Here is a 14,587-nt window from a genome sequence, read left to right as displayed (position 1 = left end):
CGCATTTTCGCACGCTTTTTTCGGTAAAAAATAGATCGCAAATACATGAAAATAATATACTTAATAGACATAGAAAACAGAAAAACGCAAAATTTCGCTCGGTACAGAATCTGTAATTCTGTAAATCTGTGAGCCTCGTAGAGTCTTATATCTATGAAAAATAACCAGATAACATCTTACAGACCCGCTTTTTCCTCACAGATTCTGTAATTCCCTAAACCGGCGGTAGCGAATCCATCACAGGCACTCCGGCAGGCGGAGTAAAGTGAAACGCCCCTTCTGGAACCGCAGCATTGGGTTGCTCGTCCGTAAAGGTAAACCGCGTGACAGCGCCGTCAGCCTCGTCGATCTCAATGCGGGTAATGGAGCCCTCGGCAGTAACCGTCAGCGCAAGCTTCGGCACACGGCTCTCCTGTCCCTTTGGTTGGCCGGTAAGCGTAAAGCGGCCGTTGGGAGCGGGAGTAATCGCAATATTGGTCAGTTCCTTTTCAAGCTGCGTGTGGCCCAGCAGAAACCTCAGCGGGGACCGCAGATCGTCCAGTTTTTTGGACTCCATGCGCTGTACCTGCGCCGCGCCCCGCGTGTAAAACCACGCATATTTGCCATCAAGCAGAAAGAGTTTTCCCGCAGGCGATGAGTAGTCCCACCGCATGCGCCCAGGCTTGAGCAACAGCAGCGTACCGGCCTCGCTGCGCTTCATGCCCAGGCCCTCGTAGCTCTCCGTGAACTGCGCCTTCAGCGAGTGAAGCTGGTTGTAGCGCCGGTCCACGCGCTGAGCCAAATCGTGAACAGATGGGTCATGCACAGACGGCTGCTGAGCTACAGTAGGCAGGCATAGCACCGCAGCCGCCAGCAAAAAGTGGCGCAGATTGGATTTCAACCTGATCACTGGCCGAGCGACACTGTGCAATTCGTGCCGCCGGCGGGATCGAACTTGATCTGCCCGGACTCGTCGCTGCAGAAGGTCCTGTTGCCGGTTTTACGCACGGTAATGGGCTGCGCGATGATCGTAAAACCCGTAACGCGGTCGGTGCCATTCTGGCTGTTCTTGATGCAGTTGGAGATAGCGAACTGATAGCCGGATTTGACGCCGCTGGCAAGATCGGGGGGCAGAATCTCAGCGGTCTCAGCGGACGGAGGTCCGGACTGCGGATCGCCACCGAGCGCCGTGAGCGTGCAGGCATAACCGCTCACCGGGTACTGCATGGAGAACTGCGTCTGCGCCTGGGAGATGGTCTGGATCGACTTGACCGCTGAGGTTTCATTGGCCAGGCGCACATAGTTCAGATAGGAAGGGATGGCGATGAGCATCAGCACGGTGATGATGGCCATAACAATTAGAAGTTCCATCAGCGTAAAGCCGTTTTCGCGCGTACGGCGATCGCTGCCGTTGCGCTGGCGGCTCAAATAAGTCGTGCCTGTCATTGATTTTTACGCCCTCCCAGGCCAGTGAGCGGACCGGAAACAGACGCCCGCCAAAGAGAATCCTACAACCTATAGACGCATGAGGGAAAGATGACGCTCAGGATTGAGCTTGAGAGGGGGATTGCGACTCATGGCTGCCGTCGCACGTAGCGCGGCTTATGCCGCGGCTGCTCCGCACCAGTTCCAGCAGCCGGATCAGCTCCGTCCGGTCGCCTTCAGTCAGCTTCGAGAACATTTCGTCCGGACCCCGCTCGATGGTGGAATGCATCTGATCGAGCAGCTTGAGTCCCTCCGCCGAGATGTGGTTCCACACTACGCGGCGGTCCTGCTTGTCGCGCTGCTGGCGGACAAGCTTGATGCCCTTCAGGCGGCCAACCAGACGGGTGATATCTGGGTCGGCGGTAATCATGCGCTCGCCAATGGCGGTGCAGGTCAGCCCCTGCGGCTGCGCTCCGCGCAGAATCCGCAGCACGTTGTACTGCGTGGAGGTAACGCCCCACGGCTTGATCAGCAGGTGCATCTCCCTCTGCAGCGCGTCGGCGGTACGCAGTAGATTCAACAACGCTTCCTCAGCCGCACTGGCAAATGGCTTTTGCTGCGCGATTTCCTGTCCCAGGCTCACCAAATCGAATCTCTCATGAAGAGAAATGCGCGAAACGCACACTGCGTCCCGCGCAATTTGCTCTTCTTAGTTACTGCTTGATTGCTTCCATGTCGATGGTCAGCTGCACGTCATCGCCTACGGCCGCCGTAGGAAAGCTCGCGCCGATACCGAAGTCAGTGCGCTTGATCGTGGTAGTGGCGGAAAAGCCCGTGTGCGTTTTGTGGTCCATGGGCGATTCCATCGGAGTCGTGGAGGCGTCCACATCCAGTGTTACCGGCTTGGTCACGCCATGCAGGGTCAGGTTGCCGGCAACAGTCAGGTGAGTGCCGCTCTTGCTCACACTAGTGCTCACAAACGTCGCCGTAGGAATCTTTGTCACATCGAAGAACGCGTCGGTCTTGAGGTGGGTGTCGCGCGCCGAGTTGCCGGTATCCACCGTCGTCGTATCAATGGTTACATTTACGGTCGACTTCGAGATGTCGGCGGCGTCATACAGAATTGTGCCCTTCACATTGTTGAAATGCCCGCGCACGGTCGATAGCCCCATGTGCTTGATCGCAAAGCCCACTTCGCTGTGCGCCGGGTCCACAGCCCACGTGGAGGTCTGCGCTCCGGCTAGAGATGCCGCCAGCCCCAAAACTCCGATTGCCAATGCCAAACGCTTCATATATGCCTCAATCCTTTCGCTCGCGGCCAAAAGCCGCAGTTAAACGCTATGTACAAAGGATGCACGCGCAGAGGTAGTCGTTGCAACAAATATTATTTTATTTCCGACCAGAAGAACTATTTAGGCCGCACCAGCTCAACCCGGTCATGAGTTCGCACCCAGGTATTGCCCGCCATGCGGCCCACGGCGTCCAGCCCGGCGGGGTCCACGCGAAAGTCATCAAAAATATCTCGGCGGATGTGAAAGCGCACCACTTCACCCAACACAACCACTCCCGCACCCGCGTGCCTGCCGGTATAGATTACCTGCCGAAGTTTGCACTCCATCTGCGCCGGCGACTCGCCAACGCGCGGCGGCTTCACCACCTCGCTTGGCACCGGAGTGAGCCCGGCAAGCGCAAATTCGTCCACTTCCGGCGGAACTTCAGCAGCGGTGGCATTCGCCGCATCCGCAATGGCTGCGCTCACAACATTAATGACAAACTCGCCGGTCTCCTCAACATTGCTCAGCGAATCTTTGCGGGCGGGTAGTTTTCCAGTGTCCCGCCGCAAAACCGTGCAAAAAAGCACCGTAGGAGGCACAGATCCCACGCCATTGAAGAAGCTGAATGGAGCCACATTGGCCACGCCATTGCGGTCCACAGTGGAGACCAGAGCCACTGGCCGCGGAACAATGATGCCAGTCATCAGCTTGTAAATGTTTCGAGCGTCATAATCGGCGGGATTCACCGTAACGACTGGAGAAATTTCGGAGTTCGACATACAACTCGATGCTAAAGCACTGCGCCGGACGCTTCGCGTCTCTCAAATTCAAGCCCATCATGCGGATGCGTAACCTATTGAAACTTCGTCCTTAAATGGGCCAGAGGCGAGTGACAGATCTGGTGCGTGACATTCGTATTTGCAGATGTGTAACATGAATTCATGCACAATCATTAGAAGGAGAACCCGTTCCCGTGCCGCGCATTCACTTCCAGCAGCAGCTTGCTGAGTTAAAGGACAAGATTCTCGCCATGGCTGCGCTTTCGCAGCAGGCGGTGGAATCTGCCGTGTATGCCTACCTCACGCGTGATCAGGGTCTCTGCCAATATGTGCGCCAGAACGAAACGGCCATCAACACGGCACAGCGCGAGCTGGACGAAATGGCGTATGAGCTGTTGAGCCGCGAGCAGCCCATGGCAATCGACCTGCGCTTTATTCTTGCGGTCATCAAGATCAACGGCGACCTGGAGCGCATTGGTGACCAGTCGCTCGCCGTGGCGCGCCGCACACGCGATGGGCTTGTGCTTGAGCCGATAGAGCTGCCCGTCGACTTTACCGCGATGGGCGAGTGCACCAGCCGCATGATCCGCTCTGCCATTCAGTCGCTGCTGGATGGCGATGCGCGCCTGGCTGACTCGGTACGAGAGATGGACGACGAAGTGGACCGCATGAATCGCCGCGCGCACTCTGACCTGCTCTCGATGATTCAGGCCGAGCCGCAGCATACGCAGCAAGCTATGAACGGAATCTTTGTCTCCCGTTCGCTGGAGCGCATTGCGGACCACGCATCGAATATCGCCACAGACGTGATCTTCTGGATTCGCGGCGCCGATGTTCGCCATCAGCTCAGCATGTCGGTAGACTAAGGCTCTCCGGGTTGAAACCCGCGCCCCGAATCGCTTGCATCTCCCTCAGCTTTGTACCAGGAAATCAGCGGCCTGTCGGCGCTGCGCCCGCAACTGGAGTAACTGGAGCAGCTACAGCAGGCTCCTTCACCAGCACAGCAAAGCGCGGGAAAGAGAAGCTGCCCGCCGCATCGTCGATCACGTTCAACTGGCAGATGTAGGAACCCGGCTTGAGATCGGCGAGCGGCACGTCCAGCTCAACCGAAACGGCATCACGCCCCTCGATGTTGGTCTCCTTTGCCTGCACCAGCGGCGACTCATACACCTTCGTCGAGCCTTGAATGAGTTCTAAGCTGCTCAGCAGGTTGATACCGGGCTTTGTTCCTTTGGGCGCATTCTCCGCCAGCTTCTCACGACCCGGCGCATAGATCTCGTAGAGCAGATACAGATGCTGATCCTGCCGGAAGACATGGCTGATGTTCGGCACGTACTGCTGCCCCCCGCGCACCAGCGGAGTCTGCGCCTTGCTGGGCTGCCGCGTGGAAGCCAGCACGATCGAGCTCATCCTCAGCGGAGACTTCTTCATATCGGGCAGCGTAACGTCCGCCACAAACGATCCCATATGCCCCGTCTGATTTTCGCGCACCAGGAACTTGATCTGATATTTACCCGGCGGCAGGTTAAAGCTGGTGTTGTACTGAATGTTCTTCTGCCGCGCCTGCTGCGCGGAATCAAGGTTCAACTTAACCGTCTCCCGCGCGCGACCAATGGGGCGCTTGGCTTCATCAATGACCGCGCCGATAATGTCCAGCGTGGCCTTGTCCTTATCGCCGCCCTTCACAAACGGAATCTGCGAGCCGGGCACGATGAGCGAAACCGGCACATAGTAACGGTTGTCATCCATCCGGAAGTACATGGCATCCATGTAAATTGCCATGTCTGTTGCGGGCAGATCGCTGCCAAGCTGATCTTCAAGCTCGCGCTCACGATCCTCTTTGCCGGAGTGCTGGAAGTCCGCCGGAGCATAATAGCCGGGGCGGAATTCAAGCTTGATTCCGGGCTTGTTGATCTTGATGGTCAGGTGGCGATACTTGCCGTCGCGCGCCGGATTGCTGGAGTGAAAACCAATGGCATAATAGGCTGAATTGTCCTTCTGCACTTGTGCGAACGCCGGCGCGAAATCATTCGAATCAAAGAAGGCCTTGCCGCCGGTGTCGGTGCTGAGCGTCGCCATCACTTCCTGCGTCTGGAAGTTCTGATTCATGTTGTTCATCAGCGAGCCGCCGTTGTATCCGCCGCTACCCCGCAGGTTGCCGGTGGAAGCGTCACCGAGCGGTGATACCGCCTGCAATCCGCGTGTATCCACGCTGTAGATAGCCAGATTGGCGCGTACGGCGGCATTGATGGCCGCGCGCAACGATGCCTGATTCTCAATGCCGTCACGTGATATGCCACCGGAGAAATACAGCAGCGATTTCTTCTCCGTAATGCGCTCAAGCGACTTCGAAATAGCGCGCAGCGCGAAGAGCTCTCGGTCCGTGTTGAGGTCGTTGTACTCGCTCTCGTCGGGCGTGTAGCCTGTCGTGTCTTCTACCTGGTTGGAGTTGGCGTTCGCGCCCTGCGCAAAACCCTGCCCTTCGGTGCCGTTGTAGAGACCCACTTCCTGAATGAGCGCGTCCTTGTTGGCAGTAAAGTCCTGATCGACCTTGAGCGTGTCGCCGAGCGAAACAAGCGCGACGAGATCAGCGGTTTGCAATTTCGTCTTGAGAAAGTCGCGCGCCGCATCCACGCAGCGGTCCAGGTCTTCAGGCTGCATCGACGTAAGATCGAAGAACATCACAATGAGCCGATGATTGCGAAGCTCCTCCGGCTTGGCAACGACGACAGCCTTGTTGCCGCTATTGCCCATGGCAAGACCGCTGACAGTAGCCTCACTGAGCGGCGTGGCCATGTCCACGCTCTGAAAGTCGAAGCTCACAATCTGTTGCGTCTTTCCATTCTCAGAGATTGAAAAGTCGCTCTGCTTGAGACCGCGAACAACTTCCCCGGTCTTCGCATCGCGGGCCACGACATTGGTCAGCACCAGCTCCGAGTTGATGCGCATCACGAAGCCGGCGTCAGGCTGATTCTGGCTCTGAGTCTGCTGGCTCTGCTGCTGAGCTTGCGCGAACGCAGGACTGACGGGCGGAACCATCAGCGCAGCCGCAGCCGCTGAGGCGGCAAATCTCATCATCGAGCTATATTGCCTGTGCCGCATCAGAATCGAAACCTCGTCGTAAAGTTAAACTGCCGCATCTGGGCTGCACTCAAAACCCGCCCAAAGGTTGATTTCTGGTTGCTCACGTTAGTATCGACTGTCGCGTACTGCACAGTATTAAAGACATTGCTCGCCGTAGCGCGGAACTCCCAGCTGCGCGTATCGCCGAGTTGCATGGTCTTGGAGAGCGACATGTTATTCGATATCGTTCCCGGCCCCGTGAGCACGTTGCGCGGCACGCTCCCATAGTTTGCACACGGATAGGGACTCTGTTGTGACGCTGACGAGCTGGCGCCAGGCTGACTGAAAGCTTTTGGGTTGAACCATTGCTGCAACGTCCCAGCTCCGTCTGAGGGCGAAACTCCCTGCACATAATCAGGGCGCAAATTGCCCAGCGTGCCGCATGCTGCGTCTGAGGATGCCGAGCCATACGTCAGATTGAGCGGCGTGCCGGTGGCGAAGGTAAATGAGCCGGAGACAGAAAAGCCTTCCAGAATATGCGAGGCCGTGCCGCTGGTGACCCAGAACTTGTCCTTACCAAAGGGCAGTTCATAGAGATACGTTCCGGTCACTTTATGCCGCTGATCGATCGTGGAATCGCTGACCTCACCGCGTATGTCCTGCCAGTTCTGCGCGGTGATGGGCGTGTTGCCACCCACGCCGCCCGCGTTATCGATAGCATGCGCCCATTGATAATTTGCGCCCACTGCAAAACCTTTCGTAAGGCGCTTATTCAAACGCACCGTGCCCGCATTGAAGTGATAGAAGGCTCCGTCTTCGAGATAGTAGAACGGCACTACGGCAAGGTCGGTATTGGGACTCGACGGGGTGGCGCGCGGCGCGATCTTGATGTCCATGTTGCCGCCAATGGAACCGTTATAGCCCACGTTCAGCACAATGTCCCACGGCAGCGTCTTCTGCACATCGAGGTTATAAACCTGCACATGCGGCAGCCTGTAATGCGGATCAAGCGCGTACGTACCCTGCGCATTCACCGTGCCAAAGCCTTCGGCGAGCGAGTAGCAGGGCGTCGCTGACTGGCAGTTATTCGTCTGCTCGTTTACAAACGGCGGCTGATAGGCAAAGTTCGAAGCGAAGGTCGAATACTCGCCTACCGTGTAATTGAGGCCATAGCCGGCGCGCACCACCATCTGTTTGACCTTCGGCACACGCCATGCGATCCCAAGCCGCGGTGAGAAGCCCACGCGATAGGGGTAAACAAGCGAATCAGGAATGGGCCCGTAGTTGGGACTGGTGGCGCCGGCAACAACCTGGCTCACGTTGGTGAATCCCCCATCGGGGTTCGTATCCACCATCGCCATGCGATTGTACTTCTCCGTGTAAGGCGCGTAGAAGTCATAGCGGATGCCATAGTTGATCGTCAGGCTCGGGCGCGCGCGCCAGTCGTCATTGGCGTAGAAATCAAATACGTTGTCACGCAGATAGGATTTACTCTCCGCTGCAGAGATCGATGTCTGAGACGGCTCGCCGGTGAGAAAATCGGCCAACGCGTTAAGAGATTCATCACTAGAGGTCTGGTGATACGTGTTGGTAAATGTAAAGGCACCTGTAGCATTGCCACGACCCAGAAAATCGCGGTGCACGCGCCGGTAGTCACCACCAAAGCGATAGTTGTGCTTGCCATGAATCCAGGAGAGCGTTTCAGAAAGCGATATGGTCTGCGAGACAGAAAAAGCCGGTTGCACTTCGCTTGGAAAGCCGCTGAACCCGCTAACCGACACACTCGGCACGCCGTAGTTCAACGGATTGGAGTTCAGCGCTTCGCCATTGGGCCCAAGAATGCCAAGTTGCGTGGCGATGTCCGTTCCGTTGGTGAAATAGTTGGTGGTGCTGCTATCCGCGCGATTCCAATTGGCATTGAAGACATTCGTCAGCTTCTTGTAACCCAACGTGTAGCCCGCCTGCACGGAGTAGGAATCAGAGGCCGTCTTTCCACCCAGAATCGGCAGAATGCCCACGGCATCGGAAGCGGTACGAGTCCAGTTGAAGTTCCCGTTGATGCTCTGTCGCAGTCCCTGGCTCTGTTGCGAACGGCGTCCGCCACCGCCACCGCCACGTCCGCCAAGGCCCATCGGCGAAGCGTTCGAACCGATACTCCGCAAGTAGCGCACGCCGGCCTGCGAAGTGTTTGTCTGCGCCGTCGTGAGCCGCTGGTAGTTAATGTTCTGCCCAGCGGAGGAAATATTCGGCTCCGGAACATAGGCAAGCAACGCGGTGGCCTGCGGTACCGGAGTCACGGTATATCCATCGCCCAGGTTGCCTCCACGCTGTGCATCGGTAGGAACCGTCGCGGTAATGAGTGACGGGCTGGAGGCACGCGTCCCGGAGAGCGTCAAAAAGACTGTGTCCTTGTTGCTCGGCTTGGTCAGCCCCGGAATATACGGCGCAGTCATGAAGGTCAATCCAAAACGATTCGTCCCATTCGCCGGCTGCTCCTGCGGCTGCCCTGTCACACTGAAAGGCTCTGCATTTAGCGCCGAGTTCGACCCGATCCAGAAGACCGCGCCATGCGGCTGGCCGGGATTGAATCCGCGAAAATTCCCGCGCCCGCCACCCGCTCCGCCGCGGCCACCGCCGGCTCCGCCGCCAGGTCCCCCGGCAAACCCGCCACCGAATGCGCCTCCAAAGCCACCCGCACCGAAGCTCTGCATGAGTCCGCCGCTAAGATCCATCCCACCGCCGCCCTGCGCGCGCATCGTCTCAATCGCATCGCGCACACGGTCCATATCCACACCAGCCAGCGAGCTTACCTGCCCGCTCTGGCCAGTGATCGAAACCGAATCGCCGCCGAAATCGCCGCTGCCGGCAATCGAGGGCAATGCCGCTCCACTCCCGCCAGCCGCCGCGCTGCCCGCACTTTGCGTATCGGCGCTTAGGGCACTCATCAGGCTCAGATTCTGCGGGCCGTTGCCGGCAAGCTGGCGAATCGCCTGTACCGCCTGCGCCTGATCTGCCTGCTGCGACTGCTGCGCCGCACGCGAGGCCAGCGTAAGGTCAAAACTGACCGTCTGATCACGGCTGCTGCTGGCATTAAACAGCGCCTCCTGCGAGCCCTGCGCAAAGGCCGCAAACTGCGTGCGGATCACGTATCGGCCATTTTGTGGAATCGTCATGGACCACGCGCCGGTCACATCCGTCGAAGTAGCGTAGCGCTTGCCCGTCAGCGTGTTCTGCGCGGTCACCGTCACGCCGGGGAGCGGAACGTTGCCGCTCTTCACCACGCCGTGCAACTTGCCGCCCATCACCGTCGCGTCCTGTGCCGCTGGCGCAGCAGGCAGAGCTGCGGGAGTTGCGGTGGATGGCGATGAGGCTGAGGTCGGACCTGGAGCTGGAGCAGGCGTCTGAGTCTGCGCGACACAAAGAGACACGCTCGCAGCAAAGACACCCGTAGCTACCAACCGCACTGAAACTCTTTGCCGCATCCCGTCTCCCAGGTATCTTTCAGATTTTCTCTAGAACTTTTTATATCTCGTATTCAAAGAGACGCTGTACTTGGCTCTAAGGTTTACCTTGGGCCCGGCCACATGCCGACGTACACTTTTATCATGCAGCAAACCGCAGCTCCGCGCCGCACGGTTTCTCTGGAGGAAGTTGCCGCAGACTCATCTGCTGGTACGCTCGCAGAAGCACGTGCTCTGCTGCTCGAATATGGACAGTTCATCCTTGCCACCGACCAGGTAGCGGGCTTTTGTTTTGGCTCACTTGAGCAGGAGGCCGCGCGGATTCCGCTCAACTACACAGAACGCGGCGGAGGCTGCCTGATAGCCCGGGCCGATGGTGTGGCCGCAGGCTTTGTCTGCTGGCGCGACATCTCTTCCAATGCAATCCCTTGCCCATGGGAGATGAAGCGTCTCTGGGTGCGGCCTGAAGCACGGGGTCTCGGTCTGGGGCGTACGCTTACGCAGGCTGTGCTCGACCGCGCAGCACATGCAAAACGTCGCGCCGTATACCTCGACACCGTTCCCGCCGCTATGGCTGATGCCCACAGGCTGTATCTCGTCATGGGCTTTACGCCCTGCCCACAATACAATGACAGCCCGATTGCAGGAATTGAGTATCTCGAAAAACTTCTTTGACGCTGCACGCCATTTGCCGGTATAACGCTCAGGAACTGGAGAAACCATGAAAGCCCAACGGCTGCTGCTTCTCGCCTTCACTATATGGATTCTTGTCGCAGGCATAAATGCATTCGCGCAGCAGGCTGTCACCTTTCCCAGTGGCGGCGAAACTGCGAACGGCTTCCTCTATCTCCCGCAGGGCTCCGGCCCGCATCCTGCCGTCATTGTCATTCAGGAATACTGGGGCGTAAATGACTGGATCAAGCAGGAGGCTGCGGGATTCTCCTCAAAGGGCTACGTGGCTCTGGCCGTCGATCTCTACCGCGGCAAAATAGCGGACACGCCAGATATGGCGCATGAGCTCATGCGCGGTCTACCACAGGATCAGGGCGTGCGCGATCTCGCCGCTGGGTATACCTTCCTCTCCGCGCGCAAAGATGTGAAGCACGACCGCATTGGTGCCGTGGGCTGGTGCATGGGCGGCGGATACGCCGCACAGCTTGCCATTGCCGAGCCCTCACTGCGAGCTGTGGCCATCAATTACGGCGCGCTGCCCACCGACAAAGATGCCCTGGCAAAGATCAATGCTGCCGTGATGGGTAACTTTGGCGGGCAGGATCGCGGAATCTCCCCCGAATCCGTGCAAGCCTTCGCAACAAGCATGAAATCGCTGGGCAAACCCGTGGATGCAAAGATCTATCCCGACGCAGGCCACGCCTTCGAAAACCCCGGCAACAAGACGGGCTACCGTCCGGAAGACGCAAAGGATGCGCTGTGGCGTATCGACAGGTTCTTTGCTGCGAATTTGCAACGCTAACAACCGCACCAAAACAGAACACTGCACCAAACTAGTATCGTCAAAGCGCTTCCATAAGCGCTCCGAGGGTTGCAATCCTGCCGATAGCATGTTTACCTTTAAGTAACTACCGCGCAGAGATACGCGATCGGTCAAACTGAAACGGGGAGAATGAAATGGCTATGCAGATTGGCACCACGATTCGCGCGCATCGCCTGCAAAAGGGTCTTTCGCAGGGAGACATTGAGAAAAAGACGGGACTGTTGCGGTGCTATCTCTCGCGCGTGGAGAACGGCCACACCGTTCCTTCCCTCGACACGCTCTCGAAGATCGCCTCCGCTCTCGATCTTCCGATCGCACAGTTTTTTGCGGAGGACTCGCTGAACAAGCAGTTGAATGCGCCCCGGCTCTCCGACGAGGAGCTCAAGTTCCTGACCCAGGTGCGGCGCTATTCGAGCAGCCTTAACAAGCCGGATCGAGAGATACTGCTGACCATGGTGCGAAAGTTCTCAGCGACGGCCTCGCGCTAACTCGCGCGGCTCATCCGCGCGGCAACTGCGCCAGGAAGAACGCAAACAGCACGAGCACCCCAAGCACAATTCCGATTGCCGTGCGCAGACGCACTGAAAAAACATTGCGCGGCGAGCCGATGCGAGGCACCATGGGCGCTGCAAAGAGCAGCCCGCAGGCACAGCCGCCAATGTGCGCCATATAGTCAATCTGCAGGCCGGCGTGTAAGGCATCTGCACCGAAATTCACCGCAAAGGGAATCACCAGGTTGATCGCCGCAAATGTGATCACCGAGCGGCGCAGCTTTTTGAGCTCGTCTGCAGGCACAGGAAGTCGCGAGCTCTTGAGCAGCACAATCAGCGCTCCGGCAATGCCAAAGACCGCTCCGGATGCACCCGCGCCGACAGGATAGGCCGGGTCTCCCGCGTCATGCATGTGCTGAATAAAATTATGAGCAATGGAAAGCATGTTTCCCGCCGCACCGGTGAGCACATACACCGCGATAACGCCGAAGGAACCCATCAGCGGCTCGGCCAGCAGGCCCAGGTTCCACAAGCACCACATATTCATGCCCAGATGCACAATGCCCACGTGCACAAACATGGCGGTGAAGAGGCGCCACCACTCGCCGTCTATCAGCACCGCCTGCGCATGATCGGCGCCCCAGCCCAAGAGCTGATCGGAAGTCGGACTAAATGGGCTCACGCCGCGCAGCGTCATCAAAACGAAAACTGCGACATTGATCCCGATGAGAACATACGTTGCAGGCGCTGCAGCCCACCATCCGCGACGCGGGCGCTGCGGCGGCGGAACCGCGCCCCCCGGCGGAAGAATCTCCGGCGAGTAACCAGGTTCTTCATAACCCGGCCCCTGGGGATGAAACGATGGGGGATTGCTTCCCATAGCTCCACTTTAACCGATGCGCCTGCTGTACTCTGAACAGTTGGCCTCGCAAGATGCAGGACTGCAAAAAGGAGTAAGTTTTGAGCGCAAAAAAGATTCAGCGTGCTTTGTTGAGCGTTACAGACAAGTCGGGACTTGTGGAGTTTGCCCGGGCGCTTGCCGGCCACGGCGTAGAGTTGATTTCGACCGGCGGCACGGCGCGCACACTGCGCGAAGCCGGCCTCGATGTCAAGGACATCAGCGACCTTACCGGCTTTCCGGAGATGCTCGATGGCCGCGTCAAGACGCTGCATCCCAAGGTGCACGGCGGCCTGCTTTACATCCGCGGCAATGCCGAGCATGAAGCCGCCGTGACTGCACATGGCATTGCGCCAATCGACATGGTGGTGGTAAATCTCTACGCCTTCGAGAAGACCGCCGCGCAGCCCGGCGTCGCCTTCGGCCACCTCATTGAAAACATCGATATCGGCGGCCCATCCATGGTGCGCTCCGCGGCAAAGAACTTCGAAGATGTAGCGATTGTGACGCGCGTGACGGATTATGCCGATCTGACCGAGGAGCTGAAGACCAACAACGGTGCGCTAACTCGTGAAACACGCTGGAAGCTTGCCAAACAGGCCTTCGCCACTACGGCGGCCTACGATACCGCAATTGCGAACACACTGGACCGAATTGCCGAATCGCCGGAGCCGGCAAAAGCGGCTGCTCCCGATGTAGGCGCCTTACCAACGACGCTCCGTATCAATTACCCGCTCGCGCAATCGCTCCGTTACGGCGAAAACCCACACCAGCGCGCCGCACTTTACGCAGATGGATCAGGCCTTGGCGTGGCCGGCGCAAAGCAATTGCAGGGCAAGGAACTGAGCTACAACAATCTCGTCGACCTCGACGCCTGCTGGGAGCTGGCGCTGGAACTCAGCCCGGAGCCAAACGATCCGCCCGCCGTGGCGATTATCAAGCACACCAATCCCTGCGGCGCAGCCACCGGCGCAACAGTGCTGGAGGCTTACCAGAAGGCTCTCTCTGCCGACCCGGTCTCAGCATTCGGCGGAGTCATCGGCATCAATCGCACCGTGGACGGCGCAGCTGCCGAAGAGATCGCCAAGCTCTTCGTCGAAGCCATCGCAGCTCCCGGCTTTACCGAGGAAGCAAAAGAGCGTTTTGCCGCCAAGAAGAATCTTCGTCTGGTCGAAATCCAATCCGCCCCGGCACGCCCCGTCGTGAAAAATGTCTCTGGCGGTCTTCTGTTGCAGGACGCCGACACCGATCGCATCACGCAATCGGAGCTGAACGTCGTCACCAAACGCCCGCCCACGCCTGAGGAGTTCAGCGCGCTGCTCTTCGCATGGCGCGTTTGCAAGCACGTCAAATCGAACGCCATCGTCTACGCCCGTGACGGCCAGACCGTCGGCGTCGGTGCAGGGCAAATGTCCCGTGTGGACGCTGCCAAGTTCGGTGCCATGAAAGCCGTGCTGCCGCTCAAAGGCACAGTCGCGGCCTCGGATGCCTTCTTTCCCTTCCCGGATGGTTTGGAAACAGTCGTCGAAGCTGGCGCAACAGCGGTAATTCAGCCCGGCGGCTCGGTGAAGGACGCCGATGTCATCGCGGCAGCCGATCGGCTTGGCATCGCAATGGTCTTTACAGGAATCCGCCACTTCCGGCATTGATTACGAGCGGCTTACAGCTTTCAGGGCAGATGGACAGAGGAAATTCCATCTGCCGGGACGTGCGCCTGCGTCT

13 protein-coding genes are annotated in these 14,587 nt (G+C 58.4%); 5 read left to right on the top strand and 8 right to left on the bottom strand.

What is annotated here, in order from left to right:
* Positions 1-214 precede the first annotated feature (214 nt).
* From VO84_RS15600 to VO84_RS15580, 5 genes are all read right to left on the bottom strand, one after another.
* A complete protein-coding gene (locus VO84_RS15600; protein WP_231737974.1) occupies positions 215-889 on the bottom strand; it encodes a LolA family protein in 675 nt (224 codons plus the stop codon).
* Positions 886-1,425: a type IV pilin protein gene (locus VO84_RS15595; protein WP_058188488.1), complete on the bottom strand. Its 540-nt coding sequence runs from the start codon at positions 1,423-1,425 to the stop codon at positions 886-888. The genes VO84_RS15600 and VO84_RS15595 overlap by 4 nt, the downstream gene beginning before the upstream one ends.
* Positions 1,426-1,522: 97 nt before the next feature.
* Entirely contained in the window at positions 1,523-2,047 is a 525-nt protein-coding gene (locus VO84_RS15590) for a MarR family winged helix-turn-helix transcriptional regulator (protein ID WP_157439914.1), read from the bottom strand.
* A gap of 70 nt (positions 2,048-2,117) precedes the next feature.
* Positions 2,118-2,696 (bottom strand): YceI family protein, encoded by a 579-nt coding sequence (locus VO84_RS15585; RefSeq protein WP_058188486.1) that lies wholly within the window; start codon positions 2,694-2,696, stop codon positions 2,118-2,120.
* Between the two features lie 116 nt (positions 2,697-2,812).
* On the bottom strand, positions 2,813-3,457 hold the full coding sequence (locus tag VO84_RS15580; protein ID WP_058188485.1) for a flavin reductase family protein: 645 nt from the start codon (positions 3,455-3,457) through the stop codon (positions 2,813-2,815).
* Between the two features lie 194 nt (positions 3,458-3,651).
* On the opposite strand from VO84_RS15580, the gene phoU reads away from it, so the two are divergent.
* On the top strand, positions 3,652-4,323 hold the full coding sequence (gene phoU / locus VO84_RS15575) for a phosphate signaling complex protein PhoU (protein WP_058188484.1): 672 nt from the start codon (positions 3,652-3,654) through the stop codon (positions 4,321-4,323).
* Between the two features lie 64 nt (positions 4,324-4,387).
* Here phoU and VO84_RS15570 read toward each other — a convergent pair whose 3' ends face one another.
* Positions 4,388-6,535: a VWA domain-containing protein gene (locus VO84_RS15570; protein ID WP_231737972.1), complete on the bottom strand. Its 2,148-nt coding sequence runs from the start codon at positions 6,533-6,535 to the stop codon at positions 4,388-4,390.
* Positions 6,536-6,558: 23 nt separating this feature from the next.
* Positions 6,559-10,002, bottom strand: a complete 3,444-nt coding sequence (locus VO84_RS15565; protein ID WP_082662022.1) for a TonB-dependent receptor — start codon at positions 10,000-10,002, stop codon at positions 6,559-6,561.
* A 123-nt stretch (positions 10,003-10,125) separates the two neighbouring features.
* On the opposite strand from VO84_RS15565, the gene VO84_RS15560 reads away from it, so the two are divergent.
* From VO84_RS15560 to VO84_RS15550, 3 genes are all read left to right on the top strand, one after another.
* The gene (locus tag VO84_RS15560) at positions 10,126-10,656 is read left to right on the top strand and encodes a GNAT family N-acetyltransferase (RefSeq protein WP_157439951.1); all 531 of its coding nucleotides are present in this window, start codon (positions 10,126-10,128) and stop codon (positions 10,654-10,656) included.
* Between the two features lie 46 nt (positions 10,657-10,702).
* On the top strand, positions 10,703-11,455 hold the full coding sequence (locus tag VO84_RS15555; protein ID WP_058188480.1) for a dienelactone hydrolase family protein: 753 nt from the start codon (positions 10,703-10,705) through the stop codon (positions 11,453-11,455).
* Positions 11,456-11,616: 161 nt separating this feature from the next.
* Positions 11,617-11,964 (top strand): helix-turn-helix domain-containing protein, encoded by a 348-nt coding sequence (locus VO84_RS15550; protein ID WP_058188810.1) that lies wholly within the window; start codon positions 11,617-11,619, stop codon positions 11,962-11,964.
* Positions 11,965-11,974: 10 nt separating this feature from the next.
* Here VO84_RS15550 and VO84_RS15545 read toward each other — a convergent pair whose 3' ends face one another.
* Entirely contained in the window at positions 11,975-12,847 is an 873-nt protein-coding gene (locus tag VO84_RS15545) for a rhomboid family intramembrane serine protease (RefSeq protein WP_058188479.1), read from the bottom strand.
* Between the two features lie 80 nt (positions 12,848-12,927).
* Here VO84_RS15545 and purH point away from each other — a divergent pair, with 80 nt between their 5' ends.
* A complete protein-coding gene (gene purH / locus VO84_RS15540; RefSeq protein WP_058188478.1) occupies positions 12,928-14,514 on the top strand; it encodes a bifunctional phosphoribosylaminoimidazolecarboxamide formyltransferase/IMP cyclohydrolase in 1,587 nt (528 codons plus the stop codon).
* Positions 14,515-14,587: the final 73 nt, after the last annotated feature.

The organism is Occallatibacter gabretensis (genome assembly GCF_001449115.1).
GTDB classification, from domain to species: Bacteria; Acidobacteriota; Terriglobia; order Terriglobales; family Acidobacteriaceae; genus Telmatobacter; species Telmatobacter gabretensis.
Note: the sequence above shows the minus strand (reverse complement) of the source record. Positions and strands in the feature narration are given on the sequence as shown.

Excerpts from the sequence above, each read along its gene's own strand:
- VO84_RS15545 (WP_058188479.1), bottom strand. The coding sequence starts at position 12,847 with ATGGGAAGCAATCCCCCATCGTTTCATCCCCAGGGGCCGGGTTATGAA.
- VO84_RS15585 (WP_058188486.1), bottom strand. The coding sequence starts at position 2,696 with ATGAAGCGTTTGGCATTGGCAATCGGAGTTTTGGGGCTGGCGGCATCT.
- VO84_RS15580 (WP_058188485.1), bottom strand. The coding sequence starts at position 3,457 with ATGTCGAACTCCGAAATTTCTCCAGTCGTTACGGTGAATCCCGCCGAT.
- VO84_RS15565 (WP_082662022.1), bottom strand. The coding sequence starts at position 10,002 with ATGCGGCAAAGAGTTTCAGTGCGGTTGGTAGCTACGGGTGTCTTTGCT.
- VO84_RS15570 (WP_231737972.1), bottom strand. The coding sequence starts at position 6,535 with ATGATGAGATTTGCCGCCTCAGCGGCTGCGGCTGCGCTGATGGTTCCG.
- VO84_RS15550 (WP_058188810.1), top strand. The coding sequence starts at position 11,617 with ATGCAGATTGGCACCACGATTCGCGCGCATCGCCTGCAAAAGGGTCTT.
- VO84_RS15555 (WP_058188480.1), top strand. The coding sequence starts at position 10,703 with ATGAAAGCCCAACGGCTGCTGCTTCTCGCCTTCACTATATGGATTCTT.
- VO84_RS15595 (WP_058188488.1), bottom strand. The coding sequence starts at position 1,425 with ATGACAGGCACGACTTATTTGAGCCGCCAGCGCAACGGCAGCGATCGC.
- VO84_RS15560 (WP_157439951.1), top strand. The coding sequence starts at position 10,126 with ATGCAGCAAACCGCAGCTCCGCGCCGCACGGTTTCTCTGGAGGAAGTT.